The sequence below is a fragment of the Brevundimonas sp. genome, assembly GCF_032107865.1.
In the GTDB taxonomy this organism is placed as follows: Bacteria; Pseudomonadota; Alphaproteobacteria; order Caulobacterales; family Caulobacteraceae; genus Brevundimonas.
In genome coordinates this window covers 1-15,683 of sequence record NZ_DAMCNG010000049.1, presented here as the reverse complement: position 1 = coordinate 15,683, position 15,683 = coordinate 1, and the positions used below count along the sequence as shown (strand labels likewise).

19 protein-coding genes are annotated in these 15,683 nt (G+C 67.1%); 14 read left to right on the top strand and 5 right to left on the bottom strand.

The features are described from left to right. Positions 1–725: N-acetylmuramoyl-L-alanine amidase (locus RT567_RS06460; RefSeq protein WP_313575146.1), on the top strand; the 725-nt coding region annotated here is incomplete at its 5' end. Between the two features lie 4 nt (positions 726–729). Here RT567_RS06460 and RT567_RS06455 read toward each other — a convergent pair. Both RT567_RS06455 and RT567_RS06450 read right to left on the bottom strand, forming a co-directional pair. Then, the gene (locus RT567_RS06455; protein WP_313575144.1) at positions 730–1,374 is read right to left on the bottom strand and encodes a uracil-DNA glycosylase; all 645 of its coding nucleotides are present in this window, start codon (positions 1,372–1,374) and stop codon (positions 730–732) included. Further along, entirely contained in the window at positions 1,371–1,952 is a 582-nt protein-coding gene (locus RT567_RS06450) for an NYN domain-containing protein (protein ID WP_313575143.1), read from the bottom strand. Before RT567_RS06450 ends, RT567_RS06455 begins: the two co-directional genes overlap by 4 nt. Here RT567_RS06450 and folK point away from each other — a divergent pair. The 11 genes from folK to RT567_RS06395 all read left to right on the top strand — a co-directional run bounded on the left by folK (position 1,951) and on the right by RT567_RS06395 (position 11,932). Continuing rightward, on the top strand, positions 1,951–2,541 hold the full coding sequence (folK, locus tag RT567_RS06445; protein WP_313575141.1) for a 2-amino-4-hydroxy-6-hydroxymethyldihydropteridine diphosphokinase: 591 nt from the start codon (positions 1,951–1,953) through the stop codon (positions 2,539–2,541). The genes RT567_RS06450 and folK overlap by 2 nt on opposite strands. A gap of 131 nt (positions 2,542–2,672) precedes the next feature. Next, entirely contained in the window at positions 2,673–3,032 is a 360-nt protein-coding gene (gene rpoZ, locus RT567_RS06440) for a DNA-directed RNA polymerase subunit omega (RefSeq protein WP_313575139.1), read from the top strand. Between the two features lie 167 nt (positions 3,033–3,199). Then, positions 3,200–5,353: a bifunctional (p)ppGpp synthetase/guanosine-3',5'-bis(diphosphate) 3'-pyrophosphohydrolase gene (locus RT567_RS06435; protein WP_313575137.1), complete on the top strand. Its 2,154-nt coding sequence runs from the start codon at positions 3,200–3,202 to the stop codon at positions 5,351–5,353. A 37-nt stretch (positions 5,354–5,390) separates the two neighbouring features. Beyond that, positions 5,391–6,170: a TIGR00730 family Rossman fold protein gene (locus RT567_RS06430; protein WP_125899810.1), complete on the top strand. Its 780-nt coding sequence runs from the start codon at positions 5,391–5,393 to the stop codon at positions 6,168–6,170. A 45-nt stretch (positions 6,171–6,215) separates the two neighbouring features. After that, a complete protein-coding gene (gene pyrE, locus RT567_RS06425) occupies positions 6,216–6,800 on the top strand; it encodes an orotate phosphoribosyltransferase (RefSeq protein WP_313575135.1) in 585 nt (194 codons plus the stop codon). A gap of 15 nt (positions 6,801–6,815) precedes the next feature. Continuing rightward, positions 6,816–7,574 carry a pyridoxine 5'-phosphate synthase gene (locus tag RT567_RS06420; protein WP_313575133.1) on the top strand — a complete coding sequence of 253 codons (759 nt, stop codon included), beginning with the start codon at positions 6,816–6,818 and terminating at the stop codon, positions 7,572–7,574. Then, positions 7,571–7,972 (top strand): holo-ACP synthase, encoded by a 402-nt coding sequence (gene acpS, locus RT567_RS06415; protein WP_128116208.1) that lies wholly within the window; start codon positions 7,571–7,573, stop codon positions 7,970–7,972. The genes RT567_RS06420 and acpS overlap by 4 nt, the downstream gene beginning before the upstream one ends. Before the next feature lie 112 nt (positions 7,973–8,084). Continuing rightward, positions 8,085–9,011 (top strand): signal peptidase I, encoded by a 927-nt coding sequence (gene lepB, locus RT567_RS06410; RefSeq protein ID WP_313575132.1) that lies wholly within the window; start codon positions 8,085–8,087, stop codon positions 9,009–9,011. Then, a complete protein-coding gene (gene rnc, locus RT567_RS06405; RefSeq protein WP_313575130.1) occupies positions 9,011–9,727 on the top strand; it encodes a ribonuclease III in 717 nt (238 codons plus the stop codon). The genes lepB and rnc overlap by 1 nt, the downstream gene beginning before the upstream one ends. After that, the gene (gene era, locus RT567_RS06400) at positions 9,724–10,689 is read left to right on the top strand and encodes a GTPase Era (protein ID WP_313575129.1); all 966 of its coding nucleotides are present in this window, start codon (positions 9,724–9,726) and stop codon (positions 10,687–10,689) included. Before rnc ends, era begins: the two co-directional genes overlap by 4 nt. A gap of 100 nt (positions 10,690–10,789) precedes the next feature. Beyond that, a complete protein-coding gene (locus tag RT567_RS06395) occupies positions 10,790–11,932 on the top strand; it encodes a serine hydrolase domain-containing protein (RefSeq protein ID WP_313575127.1) in 1,143 nt (380 codons plus the stop codon). 6 nt (positions 11,933–11,938) lie between these two features. Here the strand turns inward: RT567_RS06395 and RT567_RS06390 are convergent, their stop codons facing one another. Continuing rightward, on the bottom strand, positions 11,939–13,447 hold the full coding sequence (locus RT567_RS06390) for an acetyl-CoA hydrolase/transferase family protein (protein WP_409516153.1): 1,509 nt from the start codon (positions 13,445–13,447) through the stop codon (positions 11,939–11,941). Positions 13,448–13,561: 114 nt separating this feature from the next. After that, the gene (locus tag RT567_RS06385; RefSeq protein ID WP_313575123.1) at positions 13,562–14,002 is read right to left on the bottom strand and encodes a VOC family protein; all 441 of its coding nucleotides are present in this window, start codon (positions 14,000–14,002) and stop codon (positions 13,562–13,564) included. A gap of 91 nt (positions 14,003–14,093) precedes the next feature. Here RT567_RS06385 and RT567_RS06380 point away from each other — a divergent pair, with 91 nt between their 5' ends. Both RT567_RS06380 and recO read left to right on the top strand, forming a co-directional pair. Continuing rightward, a complete protein-coding gene (locus RT567_RS06380) occupies positions 14,094–14,561 on the top strand; it encodes a nuclear transport factor 2 family protein (protein WP_313575121.1) in 468 nt (155 codons plus the stop codon). Next, positions 14,561–15,292: a DNA repair protein RecO gene (gene recO, locus RT567_RS06375; RefSeq protein WP_003168120.1), complete on the top strand. Its 732-nt coding sequence runs from the start codon at positions 14,561–14,563 to the stop codon at positions 15,290–15,292. Before RT567_RS06380 ends, recO begins: the two co-directional genes overlap by 1 nt. A 27-nt stretch (positions 15,293–15,319) precedes the next feature. On the opposite strand, the gene RT567_RS06370 is transcribed toward recO, so the two are convergent. Beyond that, the coding region (locus tag RT567_RS06370) for a nitronate monooxygenase (RefSeq protein WP_313575118.1) at positions 15,320–15,683 on the bottom strand (364 nt) is incomplete at its 5' end.

Below are 15,683 nucleotides of genomic sequence, written 5' to 3'. Positions count from 1 at the left end.
GCGAGCAGGCTCGCGCTGAAAAGCCCCTGATCGTCATCGACGCCGGCCACGGCGGCCGCGATCCGGGCGCCCGGGGCCAGCATGTTCAGGAAAAGGCCGTCACCCTGGCCGCCGCGCGCGAGCTGAAAGCCGCGCTGGAGCGCACCGGCCGTTATCGCGTGCGCCTGACCCGCGACGGCGATGTCTATGTGGTCCACGGCCGCCGGGTGCAGATCGCGCGTGATGCGGGCGCCGACCTGTTCATCTCCCTGCACGCCGATGCGGGCACGGACCCGGCTCTGCGCGGCGCCAGCGTCTACACCCTGTCCGAACAGGGCGCCGGGCGAGCGGTGCGCGAGTTCACCAAAGGCGATGACTGGCAGCGCGACCTGCGCCTTCCGGGGCGCGACCCGTCGGTCGACCGCATCCTGCTGGACATGACCCAGCGCGCGACCCAGAACCGCTCGGCCCAGTTTGCGCGGGTGCTGTTGACCCATATCGAGGGCGACAACCATCCGCTGTTGCGCCGTAGCCATCGCGATGCGGGTCTGGCCGTCCTGCTGGCGCCCGACGTGCCGGCGGTGCTGCTGGAGATGGGCTTCATCACCAACCCCGAGGACGAGCGCGTCCTGAGCGACGAACGCGCTCGCCGCCGCCTGATGCGCTCGGTCGCCGAGGGCATCGATCGCTATTTCCGCGAGCCGGCCGCCCCGGTGATGGTCGCCGGGGACATCGCCGGGGGCTGAGGCTTCAGGCTTCCAGCGCCGCTCTGGCGCGGATGAAGATGTCTTCGAACATCTCTGCCGTCAGACGCCCCGTATTCGTGTTCAGCCGCGAGCAGTGATAGCTGTTGATCAGCGTATAGGGACCGACCTGGCCCTCGACGCCATGTCCTGCCGGAATGGCCGAGCCGGGATAGCCCAGGGTGCGCAGGATGCTGCGCCGCGACACGTCGCCCAACGTCACGATCACCTTCAGTCGGGGCAGGGCGGTCAGCCGATCCACTAGAAAGGGACGGCAGGTGTTTTCTTCTGTCGCTGTCGGCTTGTTCTGCGGCGGGGCGCAGCGCACGGCGTTGGTGATCATGCAGTCGATCAGCGTCAGGTCGTCATGGCCGTCAGGATCATAGCGGCCCTGCGCGAAGCCCGTCTTCTTCAGCGTGTCGTACAGCAGCCAGCCGGCGTGGTCCCCGGTGAAGGGGCGTCCGGTCCGATTGGCGCCGGTGCGGCCCGGCGCCAGGCCTGCGATCAGCAGGCGCGCGTTCGGATCGCCGAACGAGGGCGCAGGGCCGTTCCACCAGTCCGGGTTCTGACGCGCGTTCTCGGCGCGATACTCGACCAGGCGCGGGCACAGGGGGCAGTCGCGCGCCGGTTCCGGGTTCAACGCTGCGCTCACGCGCGATCGCTCCGGTCCAGGGTGCGGGTCACGCCCTGATTCATCGCGGCCTTGGGTTTACCGACCTGGTTCATGATGTCGGCCAGGTCGATGAAGGCGTCGGCCTGACGGCGCAGGTCGTCGGAAATCTGGGGCGGCTGGCTCTTGACCGTCGAGACGACGGTGACGCGCACGCCCTTGGCCTGCAGGGCCTGCACCACGCGGCGGAAGTCGCCGTCGCCCGAGAACAGCACCGCCTGATCCAGGCGCGGCGCCAGCTCCAGCATGTCCACAGCGATCTCCATGTCCATATTGCCCTTGATGCGGCTGTGGCCCTGGGCGTCGGTGAAGCGCTTGACCGGCTTGGTCACCACGGTGAAGCCGTTGTAGTCGAGCCAGTCGACCAGCGGCCGCACGGGCGAGAATTCTTCGCCCTCGACGATCGCCGTGTAATAATAGGCGCGGATCAATCGGCCTTCGCCGACGAACCAGGTCGAGAGCTTCTTGAAGTCGAGATCGCAGTTCAGGGCGCGCGCGGCCGAATAGAGGTTGGCGCCGTCGATGAACAGGGCGATGCGGTCTTCGGGGTGGTCGGTCATGAACGAATATGAGTCCGTCGATATGGTCGAGAAAATGAAAGCCCCGACCGATGACGGCGCAGGGGAATCCTGGGGCGAGATCGATCTGGACGCCGCAGTCATCGTCGCACTGGGTTGCAATGACAAGGGCGATTGGTCGTCCTGTGTCGAGGCGCTGGAGGCGGCGCTGGCCCGTTTTCGCGCCGAGGGGGTGGATGTGCTGGCCCGCTCGTCCTGGTGGTCGTCGCAGGCCTGGCCCGATCCCAGCGATCCGCCCTTCCTGAACGGCGTGGCCGTGGTCAGTACTACTCATGACGCCTCGACCTTGATGCAGACCTTGGGGCGGATCGAGGATCTGTTCGGGCGTGTGCGGGCGGCGCGCAATGCGCCGCGAACCTTGGATCTGGATCTGATCGCCTATGGGCGTCTCAGCGGTGATCTGAACGGGTTGATTCTGCCGCACCCGCGCGCGGCGGACCGGCTGTTCGTCATGGGACCGTTGGCCGAGGTGGCGCCGGATTGGACGCACCCTGTCTGTGGCCGTCGGGCGCGCGATCTGGCGGCGGCGGCCACGGTCGGCGAAGACGCACGACCTCTGCCGAGGGCTTGACGCGAGGCGGGCTATCGGGCGAGGGGAGGCGCAACTCACGCCGATCCGGCCCCAATACCGCCTTCGCGGCGTTGCACAATCGGCTTTCAACCTATATTTTGTGCGGTTCTCCCTGCCGCCAGAGGAATTTCATGGCCCGCGTCACTGTCGAAGACTGCATCGAGAAGGTGCCGAACCGCTTTGGTCTGGTTCTGCTGGCCGGCCACCGCGCCCGCAACATCGCCAACGGCGCGCCGCTGACGCTGGACCGCGATAACGACAAGAACCCGGTCGTGGCCCTGCGCGAACTGGCCGACGAGACCGTTATGCCGGAAGAGCTGCGCGAGAACATCATCACCACCCTGCAGCGCGTCGACGAGCGCACCGAGGCTGAGGATGAAGCCGAAGTCGTGGCCCTGCTGGCCGAGCCGCAGCACATGAACATGGCTGAGGCTGAACTGATCCGCGCGCTGCAAAGCGATCGCGATGGGGGCCAGGAGGAACGCTACTGACGGCGCAGCCGGTCACTGGCGTCACTCCCCCAACGGCGCGGCCCCTGGCGGACACGCCGATGGACCAACCCGCGAATCTGCAAGACAAGTCGGCGTCGCCCTCTGCTGGGGCGGCGCCGAAGTCGTCTGAAGGCCCTGCATTGTCTGAACCCAAACGCGCGCCGATCATGCGCCAGTTCGAATTGATCGAGGCGGTCAAGGCCTATGACCCGACCGCCGACGAGGCGCTGCTCAACCGCGCCTATGTCTATGCGATGAAGATGCACGGCTCGCAGCTGCGGGCCTCGGGCGATCCCTATTTCGCCCACCCCATCCAGGTCGCGGGCATCCTGACCGATTATCGCCTCGACACGGCGACCATCGTCACCGCCTTGCTGCACGATGTGGTCGAGGACACCTCGGCCACGCGCGAGGACATCGCCGAGATGTTCGGCGAAGAGGTCGCCGTCCTGGTCGAGGGCGTGACCAAGCTGTCGCGGCTGGAGCTTCAGGCCGAGCACACGCGCCAGGCCGAGAACCTGCGTAAGTTCATTCTGGCCATTTCGCGCGACGTGCGGGTGCTGCTGGTCAAGCTGGCCGACCGCCTGCACAACATGCGCACCCTTCACTTCGTGAAGCCGGAGAAGCGCGAGCGTATCAGCCGCGAGACGCTGGAAGTCTACGCCCCACTGGGCCGGTCGATCGGCATCCACTCCATCGCCGCCGAGCTGGAAGAACTGGCGTTCGAGCATCTGAACGCCACGGCGCGCGTCGCCATCCAGCGCCGCCTGGAGGCGCTGAAGCTTGAGAACGGCAGCGCCATCGAGGCCGTCTCGCCCGAGATCGAGCGGGTGCTGTCCGAGGCGGGCCTGGCCGCGCGGGTCAAGGGCCGTGAGAAGACGCCCTATTCCATCTGGCGCAAGCTGCAGCGCAAGACGGTCGGCTTTTCGTCCCTGTCGGACATCTACGGCTTCCGCGTCATCGTTGAGAGCGAGGACGACTGTTACCGCGCCCTGGGCGTGATCCACCGCGCCTGGCCCATGGTGCCGGAGCGGTTCAAGGACTTCATCTCGACGCCCAAGTCGAACAACTATCGCTCGCTGCACACCACGGTCGTGGGGCCGGGCGGCCTGCGCATCGAGATGCAGATCCGCACCGAGATCATGGACCGCGTGGCCGAGGACGGGGTGGCGGCGCACTGGGCCTACAAGAACCAGTCCTATGGCTTCGACCGTGAGGCGATGGAGGCGGACGGCGGTCGCGATCCCCTGCTGAACCTGCGCCATCTGGTTCAGGTGATCGAGCACGGGGAGGGGGGCGAGGACTGGGTCGAGCACGCCAAGCTCGAAATGTATCTGGATCAGGTCTTCGTCTTCACGCCCAAGGGGACGCTGATCACCCTGCCGCGCGGCGGGATGCCGCTGGACTTCGCCTATGCCGTCCACACCGAGGTCGGCGACACGGCCGTTGGGGTGAAGATCAACGGCGAGCTGAAGCCCATGCGCACGGCGCTTCAGAACGGCGACGTAGTCGAGATCATTCGCGGGACCAAGCGCGAGGTGCCGACCGACTGGCGCAGCCTGACGGTCACGGGCCGCGCTCGTTCGGCCATCCGCCGCCACATCCGCACCTCCGAGCGCGAAGAGTTCGTGCGTCTGGGCAAGACGACGCTGGAGCAGACGCTGGAGCGGGCGAGCAAGTCGCTGGCCGACGTCAAGCTGACGGAGGTGCTGAAGACCTTCGCCATGCCGTCCGAAGACGACATGTTCGACGCCATCGGCCGGGGCCGCCTGACCGCCACGCGCGTGGCCGAGACCCTGTTCCCGGCGCTGAAAGGCCAGTTGAAGGCCGGACCCGAGCGCAAGCGCATCGGCGCGGAATCGCCGCGCCTGTTCGTGCGCGGCAGCGGTCTGACGCCCGGCGTCAGCATCCACTTCGGCCAGTGTTGTTCGCCGGTGCCGGGCGATCGCATCGTCGGCATCCTTGAGCCGGACAAGGGGCTGACGGTCCACACCATCGACTGCCAGACCCTGGCTGACTTCGCCGACGACGATTCCGTCTGGCAGGATCTGCAATGGACCCCTCAGGCCGAGCGCAGCGCCGTTGGGTCGGTCAAGCTGCATGCGACGATCAAGAACGCCCCCGGCGTTCTGGGCCAGGTCGCCACCATCATCGGCGAGGCGGGCGGCAACATCCTCAATCTCAGCATGGCGCACCGCCAGCAGGACTTCTTCGACGTCGATATCGACGTGGAGGTTGAAGACGCCCGCCATGCGACCATGATCATCGCGGCCCTTCGGGCCAATCCGTCCGTCGACACCGTCGACCGCGCGCGCGGCTGAACGCCGCCGCCTCTTTGTGTTTTACGACAAGGCCGTCATGTCTCCCGAACAACAGAAGCTCGCCAACGAGGCCCAGATGGCCTCGCCCTCCTATCGTCTGGCCGCCCTGGATCAGGACTTCCTGCTGGGCGAGTCGATGCGCGGCGTGCGCTTCCTGATGGAGTATGAAAAGGCCGAGCAGGCGCTGAAGGCCTGGGGCGTACGTTCGACCATCGTCGTCTTCGGCAGCGCCCGCGTCGGCGTGAACGGCGACGGCCGCCATGCCTATTGGTACGAGCAGGCGCGCGAGTTCGGCCGCATCGCCTCTGAACGCGGCGGCGCCTTCCGGGGCGAGCCGGGCGAGGTGCGCGACAACGTCATCGCCACCGGCGGCGGGCCGGGCATCATGCAGGCCGCCAACCAGGGCGCGCACGAGGCCGGGGCGCCGTCGATCGGCTTCAACGTCACCCTGCCGCACGAGCAGTTCCCGAACCCCTGGTCGACGCCGGAACTGACGTTCCAGTTCCACTACTTCGCCATGCGCAAGATGCACCTAGCGATGCGGGCCAACGCGCTGGTGGTCTTCCCCGGCGGCTTCGGCACGCTGGACGAACTGTTCGAGATCCTGACCCTGCGCCAGACGGACAAGGCACCGCCGATTCCCATCGTCCTGTTCGACGAGGCTTATTGGCGCTCGGTCATCAACTTCGACGTTCTGATCGAGCACGGCATGGTCAAGGCGTCGGACATGAACCTGTTCGCCTTCGCCGACGACGCCGAGACGGTCTGGGCCAAGCTGCTGGAAGGCGGGCTGAAGCCCAACTGCGAGATCAAATAGGGCGCGGGTTGAGGGCGGCCGCTGCAGGGTCTAAGGACCGCTTTCATGAACACTGAAGACGTCCTCAACGAATTCCGCGACGCCGGCGCCCTGCGCGAAGGCCATTTCGTCCTCTCGTCCGGCCTGCATAGCCCGGTCTTCCTGCAGAAGAACCTGGTCTTCATGGACGGCGCCCGCTGTGCGCGTCTGTGCAAGGCGCTGGCGGAAAAGATCGTCGCCACGGTCGGCCCGGTTGATGCGGCGATCTCGCCTGCCGTGGGCGGCATCATCCCCGGCTATGAGACGGCCAAGCACCTGAACGTGCGCTCCATGTACGTCGAGCGCGAAGGCGGCGAGTTCAAGCTGCGTCGGGGCTTCTCGGTCGAGCCGGGCGAGAAGATCGTCATGGTCGAGGACATCGTCACCACGGGCTTGTCGTCGCGCGAATGCATTGCCGCGATCCAGAAGGCGGGCGGCGAAGTCGTCGCCGCCGCCTGCATCGTCGACCGTTCGGGCGGCAAGGTCGATGTGGGCGTGCCCCTGATCGCCCTGGCCTCGATGGAGGTGCCGGCCTATCCGGCCGACGCCCTGCCGCCGGAACTGGCCGCCCTGCCGGTCGAGGATCCCGGCAGCCGCCGGCTGTCGAAGTAGAGAAGAGAGAACGGGATGAAGCGTCAGCGGGTTCGTCTGGGCGTCAATATCGACCACGTCGCCACGGTTCGTAACGCGCGCGGCGGCGCTCATCCCGACCCGGCCCGCGCGGCTGAGGCGGCGCTGGCGGCGGGGGCCGACGGCATCACCGCTCACCTGCGCGAGGATCGCCGTCACATCACCGACGCCGACATCGACGTGCTGACGGCCCTGTGCCGTCGCGCGGACAAACCGCTGAACTTCGAGATGGCGGTGACAGAGGAAATGCTGTCCATCGCCCTGCGCCACCGTCCGCACGCCGCCTGCCTGGTGCCGGAGCGCCGTGAGGAGGTGACGACCGAGGGCGGTCTGGCCGTCGCCGGTCACGAGGCCCGCATCGCCCCGGTGGTGAAGGCCCTGTCGGACGCCGGAATCCGCGTCAGCCTGTTCATCGAACCGTCCGAGGATCAGGTCGAGGCCGCCGCCGCCGTGGGCGCCCAGGTGGTGGAGTTCCACACCGGCCGCTATTGCCACCTGACCGATCCGGCCGTGCGCGCGGCCGAATTTGACCGTCTGGCCGCCGCCGCCGCGCAGGCGGACATTCTGGGGCTGGAGGTCCACGCCGGCCACGGCCTCGACTACGCCTCGGCGGGCGAGGTTCTGGCCATCCGTGAGATCGTCGAGCTGAACATCGGCCACTTCCTGATCGGCGAGGCGGTCTTCGTCGGCCTGGACGCCGCCATCCGCCGGATGCGCGCGGCGATGGACGAGGCGATTTCAGGATCGGGGTCATGATCATCGGCGTCGGCGCGGACCTGTCGGACATCCGGCGCATCCAGGCGTCGCTGGATCGTTTCGGCGACCGTTTCAAGCAGCGCGTCTTTACCGAACTGGAGCGCTCCCGTTCGGACCGCAAGGCCGATCCGGCGTGGAGCTACGCCAAGCGCTTCGCCGCCAAGGAGGCCTGCGCCAAGGCCCTGGGCACCGGGATGCGGTCTGACGTCTATTGGCGCGACATGGGGGTGGTGAACCTGCCGTCCGGCCAGCCGACCCTGGCCCTGACCGGACATGCGGCCGAGCATCTGGCCCGCCTGACGCCGCCGGGCCATGAGGCCCGCATTCACCTGACCCTCAGCGACGAGCACCCTTACGCCCTGGCCTTCGTGGTGATCGAAGCCCTGCCCAAGGCCTGACGCCGCTGCGAAGGTTGCGGTTCCTTCATCATCCAGAGTCTTGCTCGCGGCGGGTTCAGCGACTACGCCTCGACCTTCAAACCCCGCGTTCGGCGGGGGATTCGAGCAGACGATGAGCGACGACCCCAAGGCGAACGGCGGAGCGGCCGACACAGCCCTCGATCCGGCTGAGCAACGGCCGATCTGGAGCGATGACGGCGATGCCCCCTTCGACATGGGGGACGACCCCGAAGCCCTCGACAGCGAGACACCGATCTATGCGCCCCGGCGCGCCAGGAAGGCCAAGCGAGTGAAGAAAGAAAAGTCCGCGAGCAACGAAACGGTCGAGATCATCAAGACCGTCGTTTTCGCCTTGCTGATCGCGCTGGTGCTGCGTGTGCTGCTGTTCCAGCCCTTCACCATCCCGTCGGCCTCGATGGAGCCGAACCTGTACGAGGGCGACTACATCGTCGTGTCGAAGTGGTCGTACGGCTATTCCAAGCACTCGATCCCGTTCAGCCCGCCGGTGTTCAACGGCCGCATCCTGGGCAAGGGGCCCGAGCGCGGCGACATCGCCGTGTTCAAGCTGCCGCGCGACAACAAGACCGATTACATCAAGCGCGTGATCGGCCTGCCGGGCGACAAGGTGCAGATGATCGCCAACAAGCTCTACATCAACGGCGCGCCGGTTCAGGACGTGGTGGTCAGCAGCGCCCAGATGGCCGACATGTTCGGCCCGCGCGCCGTGACCCAGGTGCGCGAGACCCTGCCGGGCGGCCGCACCTTCATGACGCAGGACTTCGGTCCCGGCGGCGATCTGGACGACACGCCGCTGTATGAGGTGCCGGCCGGTCACTACTTCATGATGGGCGACAACCGCGACAACTCGATCGACAGCCGCGTCGAGATGTCGGCCGGCGTGGGCATGGTCCCGGCCGAGAACCTGGTCGGCAAGGCCGAGATCATCATGTTCTCGTGGACGCCGGGCGCTTCGCTGTTCAATCCGGTCAGCTGGTTCGCCAATGTGCGCTTCAGCCGGTTCTTCAAGATCCTCGACTGATGGCCGGCGGACGCACGAACGTGCGCGCCGAGGCCGTGGCGGCCCTGCGTCAGCGTCTGGGGCATGACTTTGAGGACGCCTCCCTGCTGGAGCGCGCCCTGACCCACTCCAGCGTGGGCGAGGGGGCGGGCCCGCAGACGCCCGCCGACAATGAGCGGCTGGAGTTCCTGGGCGACCGGGTGCTGGGCTTGCTGGTCGCGGACCGTCTGGTGCGCGACTTCCCGGCGGCGGACGAGGGGCAGCTGTCCGCCCGTCTGCACGCCCTGGTGGACAAGAGCGCCTGCGCCCGCGTGGGCGAACGTCTGGGCGTCGGCGACGCCCTGCGCCTGTCTCCCGGCGAGACCAAGACCGGCGGCCGCAGAAAGGCCGGAGTCATCGCCGATGCTGTGGAAGCGATCCTGGCGGCCGTCTATCGCGACGGCGGTCTGATCGCCGCCCAGTCCGTGTTCGAGCGCGCCTGGGCCGAAGAATTGGCCGCGCCTCCGAGTGCGGCGGTGACCAACCCCAAGTCCGCCCTGCAGGAATGGGCGCAAGGCCAGGGCCGACCGCTGCCGACCTATGAAGTGGTCCAGCGCACCGGATCTGATCACGCGCCGACCTTCACGGTCGAGGCGACGGTGACCGGCTATGAACCGGCCCGCGCCCAGGGACGTTCGCGACAGGAGGCGGAAAAGGCCGCCGCCATCGCCCTATTGAAACGAGAAGACGTAATTTGACCGAGACCACCGAAAACACCGAGATCACCGGCCAGCGCGCGGGCTTCGCCGCCATCATCGGCGCGCCCAATGCGGGCAAGTCGACGCTGGTGAACCGGTTGACCGGCTCCAAGGTCTCCATCGTCACCCAGAAGGTCCAGACCACGCGCTTCCCCGTGCGCGGCATCGCCATCAAGGGCGACGCCCAGATCGTGCTGGTGGACACCCCCGGCATCTTCACCCCGCGCCGCCGCCTGGATCGCGCCATGGTCGCCTCGGCCTGGGGCGGGGCGCAGGACGCCGACGTGGTCGTCCACCTGATCGACGCCCAGTCGCATATCGACGCTGAAGGTCGCGAAGGCACCGCCGCCGACCGTCGCTCGGCCGAGGACACCGAGACCATCATCGCCAATCTGAAGGCGACGGATACCAAGGTCATCCTGGCGCTGAACAAGATCGACGGCATGCGCCGCGACACCCTGCTGGCCCTGTCGCAGCGCCTGTTCGAGACGGGCGTCTATTCTGAGGTCTTCATGATCTCGGCGCTCAGCGGCGACGGCGTGGACGACCTGAAGACGCGCCTGGCCCTGGCCATGCCCGAGGGGCCGTGGCTGTACCCGGAAGATCAGTCGGCGGACGTGCCCCTGCGCGTCCTGGCCGCCGAGATCACCCGCGAGAAGGTCTATCTGCGCGTTCACGAGGAACTGCCCTATTCGGCGGCGGTCGAGACGACCTCGTTCGAGGACAAGGCGGACGGCTCGGCCCGCATCGAACAGACCATCTATGTCGAGCGCGAAAGCCAGCGCCCGATCGTCCTGGGCAAGGGCGGCCAGACCCTGAAATGGATCGGCCAGAAGGCGCGCGAGGAGCTGATCGAGATCCTGGATCGGCCCGTTCACCTGTTTTTGACCGTCAAAGTCGATCCCAAATGGCAAGACTCAAAGGCATTGTACGCCCAGTTCGGCCTGGAGTTTGACGTCTAGTCTCGTGTTCATCGTTCCCAAGACCGCGGGCGGAAGGCCCTGGTTCCTCGGTTCCCTCGTCGTCGCTGGCCTGATCTCGGCCGGGGCGGGCGCGTGGTTCGTGAAGGCTGTCGCGCCGGAAACCCAGGCGGCCGCCGTCTATCGGACAGACCTGCCCAAGCGTCCGCCGGTCGAGGTGGTCGAGGCCTTGCCGCAGTTGAAGGAACGACTGGACCATCTGGCGGCCAGCAAGCAGTTCACCGGCGCCGTCCTGGTGGCCAGGGGCGACCAGGTTCTGTTCCGTCAGGTCTATGGCAAGGCGAACTATGAGCAGGACACGCCCTTCGCCCTGGATACCCGTTTCCGCCTGGCCTCGGTGTCCAAGCAATTCACCGCCGTCGCGGTCCTGAAGCTTCAGGACGAGGGTAAGCTGTCGGTTGACGATCCTGTCTGCAAATGGATCGAGCCGTGTCCTGACGCCTGGCGGCCGCTGCGTATCCATCACCTGTTGTCGCACACCTCGGGCATTCCGGACGTGATGGCCCAGGCCGAGTGGGGGCGTATTCGCGTCACCCACCGCACGCCGCAGGAACTGACCGAGACCTCGGCCCGCTATGGTCTGCAGTTCGAGCCGGGGACGAAGGTTCGCTACAACAACGCCGCCTTCAATCTGGCGGCCGAGATCGTATCCAGGGCCAGCGGCCAGCCGTTCGAGACCTATATGGAGCAGGCGATCCTCAAGCCTCTGGGCATGAAGGACACCGGTTCGGACGTGAATAACGACGCCCAGGGTCTGGCCATGGGCTACGGTCTGTTTCCGGCCGGTCTGACGCCCCAGCCTATCGCCAACGTCAGCGTCGTGGCCGGCGCCGGGGCCCTGTATTCGACGCTGGACGACGTGCTGGCCTGGAACCGCTCCCTGCATCAGGGTCATATCCTGAGCGACAAGGCCTATGACGACCTGATCGCCGATCATGCCCCGGACGACATGCCCGAGCGACGCGGCCCGCATCGGGCCTATGGCTACGGCATCTACGTTAGCGCTTTGGGCGAGCGGACATCATCGCCGTTCAGCGATCGCCAGATTTACCACACGGGCAGCTGGGCGGGGTTCCGCAACCTGGTCTCCTATCAGCCGGATCAGGAGGTGACGGTGGTGGTGCTGTCCAACAACTATCACCTGCGCGATCAGGTGCTGCTCATCAATCAGCAGGCGATGGCCGAGGCTCTGGGGCGTCCTTTCCCGGCGGCGCTGGCGCGCTGAGGCCGATCAGGGCTTCATCGAACCTGTCTCGATGAACCGCTGGTGCCACGACAGCGCCTCGGTGAGCAGATGCGGCGATTGCAGGCCGTAGGAGCCCTTCAGCGCACGGGCGTAATAGTCGCTCAGCGCGTCGCGATAGTCGGGGTGGGCGCAGTTGGCGATGATGACCTGGGCGCGCTGCTTGGGCGACAGGCCGCGCAGGTCGGCCAAGCCTTGTTCGGTGACGATGACCTGAACGTCCTGAGTGATGTGGTCGACGTGGCTGGCCATGGGGACGATGGCCGAGATCTTGCCGCCCTTGGCCGTCGAGGGCGTGACGAAGCAGGAGATGTAGGCGTTGCGCGCAAAGTCGCCCGAACCGCCGATGCCGTTCTGGATGCGCGAGCCCATGACGTGGGTCGAGTTGACGTTGCCGTAGATGTCGGCCTCGATCAGGCCGTTCATGGCGATGCAGCCGAGGCGGCGGATGATCTCCGGGTGGTTCGAGATCTCCTGCGGGCGCAGGATGATCTTGCCGCGGAACTGGTCCATGCGGCTGTTCAGGTCGGCGGCGGCCTCGGGGCTGAGCGAGAAGGCGGTGGCCGAGGCGACGGTCAGTTTCCCTGAGTCCAGCAGGTCCAGCATTCCGTCCTGCAGCACCTCCGTATAGGCGGTCAGGTTCTCGAAAGGACTGTCCTGAAGGCCGGCCAGCACCGCGTTGGCGACATTGCCCACGCCTGATTGCAGCGGCAGCAGATGGGCGGGCAGGCGGCCCAGCTTCACCTCATGCTGCAGGAACTCGATCAGGTGCCCGGCGATGGCATTGGCTGAGGCGTCCGGTGCAGCGAAGGGCAGGTTGCGGTCGGGGCTGTCCGTCTCGACAATGGCGGCGATCTTCGACGGATCAACGCGGAAGACCGTCTCGCCGATCAGGTCCGTCGGCTTGGTCAGCGGGATCGGCACGCGGGCGGGCGGCAGGGCCGTGCCGTAGTAGATGTCGTGCATCCCCTCCAGCGCTGCGTTCTGCCAGCTGTTGACCTCCAGGATGATGCGGTCGGCGCGGTCCAGCCAGGTCTTGTTGTTGCCGATGGAGGACGAGGGGATCAGCGCGCCGTCCTCGCGGATGCCCGACACCTCGACCACTGCCGTCTCCAGCGGGCCGAGGAAGCCCTGCCAGGCGACCGGCGCCACCTGCGACAGGTGCATGTCGAGATATTCCATCTCGCCTTTGTTGATCTTTTCGCGGGCGATCGGGTCGGAGTTATAGGGCAGGCGGAACTCGATACCGTCGGCCTTGGCCAGTGCGCCGTCCAACTCCGGCCCGGTCGAGGCGCCGGTCCAGACCTTCAGCTTGAACGGGTTTCCCGCCGCGTGCTCGGCTTCGATCCGCTCGGCCAGGGCCATGGGCACGACCTTGGGGTAGCCCGAGCCGGTGAAGCCGCTCATGCCCACCGTCGAGTTGGCCGGGATCAGGGCGGCGGCGTCCTGGGCGGACATGATCTTCGACTTAAGGGCGGCGTTACGGACGCGGGACATCGCAAACCTGACGACTGGAGCCGGGGAGGGCTCAAGGAACGACGCGGACATAGGCGCCGCATCACCCTGATTCCAATACGGCTTTGGTCGTAACAGTCCGTGATCACAAAGGCGTCAACCGCCGGGTTTCCAGTCCGCCGCCGGGTTGGTGTTGACCATCCACGGAATGCCGAACCGGTCGGTCAGGCTGCCGAAGCCGGGCGACCAGAAGGTTTCGGCGAAGGCCATGCCGACCTTGCCCCCTTCGGACAGGGCGCCGAACACCTCGCGAGCCTTGGCGAGGTCGTCGGTGTGATACGACACGTCGAAGCCGTTCTTGGGCTTGTCGATGTTCGGCGCGAACTCGGGCGGCAGGTCGGCTCCCATGATGGCCTGGTCCCCGACCTCCAACCAGCCGTGCATCAGCCAGTCCTTGTATTTGGGATCGACCGGCATGTCGGGCGGGCCGTCGCCGAACGGAAAGGCGGCCGTGACCTTTCCGCCCAGCACGCGGGCGTAGAACTCCAGCGCCTCGCGACACTGGCCCTGAAAGCTGAGGCTGGTGACGATCTTCATGAGACCCTCCTTCGGATGGAGGCGGAACGCGCGAGGCGAGTGTCGTTTCCCGGCGCTTCCCCCATTGACGGAACAGGACTAGAACAAAGCCATGATCACCGCCGCCCTGATGATGCTCCAACTGTCCGCCGCGTCCCCAGAGACTAGTCCAGAGACCGCGCCTGTCGAGCACACGCTGGACGCCATGCACGCCGCCGCCTCGGTGGCGGACGGCGAGGCCTATTTCGCGACCTTCACGCCGGACGCTCGCTTCATCGGCACTGATGCGGGGGAGCGGTGGAGCCTGCCGGAGTTCCGCGCCTACGCCATGCCCTATTTCTCGCAAGGCAAGGGCTGGACCTATCGCCAGACAGCGCGGACCGTGACCATCGCCCCGATCGAGTGCCGCTGCGTCGCCTGGTTCGACGAGGTGCTGGACAACGACGCCTATGGGACCACGCGCGGTTCGGGCGTGCTGCGCCTGACCGACAACGGCTGGAAGATCGAGCAATACGTCCTCAGCTTCGCCGTGCCGAACGACAAGGCGCGCGCCGTCGTCGACGCCATCAAGGCCGACTGATGGAGGTTCAGGACGACGCCTTCGTGCTGTCGGCGCGGGCGCATGGCGATACGGGGGCGGTGGTCGACCTGCTGACTGAGCATCATGGCCGCCGCGCCGCCTATGTCGCCGGCGGGGCGTCGCGCCGGATGCGACCCTTCCTTCAGCCCGGCGCGCGGGTCGTGGCCGATCTGCGGTCGCGGACGTCGGATCAGCTAGGCTCGGCGCGGCTGGAGCCTGTAGGCGAAGGCCCTGCCGCCCTATTCGACGATCCGCTGGCCCTGACCGGACTGAGCGCCGCCGCAGCGGTGGCGCAGGGCGCCCTGCCGGAGCGGGAGCCGCATCCCGGCGCCTTCTACGCCTTCGAGGCGCTGATGGGCGCGTTCGCCGTGCCCGAGGTCTGGCCCGCCATCTTCGTGCGGTTCGAAGCCGGGTTGCTGGAAGACTTGGGCTTCGGTCTTGATCTGTCGCGCTGCGCCTCAACGGGGTCGATGGATGATCTGGTCTGGGTCAGCCCCCGCACCGGCCGCGCCGTCAGCCGCGAGGCGGGCGCGCCCTATGCCGACAAGCTGCTGACCCTGCCGCCCTTCATGCTGGGCGCGCAGGCGGGGCTGGGCGAAGGCGACGTGAAGGCGGGGTTGGAGCTGACCGGCCACTTCCTTGAGCAGTTCGTCTTCCACGCCCTGAACCGGCCCTTGCCGCCCGCACGGGTCTGGATGATCGACAAGCTGGGCGAGGCGGGGCGGCTGTAACGCCTTCGCCGAGATAAGCGGAAAGGATCAGAGGCGGGCGAGCCCCGCAATCGCCTCGCGTGTTTCCTTTTCAAGCGTCGCGACCAGTTCGGCGGCGGGCAGGGCGCGGCCCAGCGGAGCGCCTTGTCCGGCCCAGTGCGGGGCGTAGCCGTTGTCGCCCTTCGCCCTGGCCGCCGCGTTCAGCGCCTTGCCGATGTCGTAAGCATAAGGATAGGCAGCGATCTTCGTCTCATCGGCGCGGCGCATGAAGGCGTTCTCCAGCCCGCGCGCCGGGCGGCCGGAGATGGCGGCGCTGACCCGCGTGCGCCCGGCTTCATCGCCAGACAGGGCCGCTCTATAGGCCGTATCCGCCGCCGATTCCGGGCTCGAGGCGAAAGCCGTGCCCATCTGC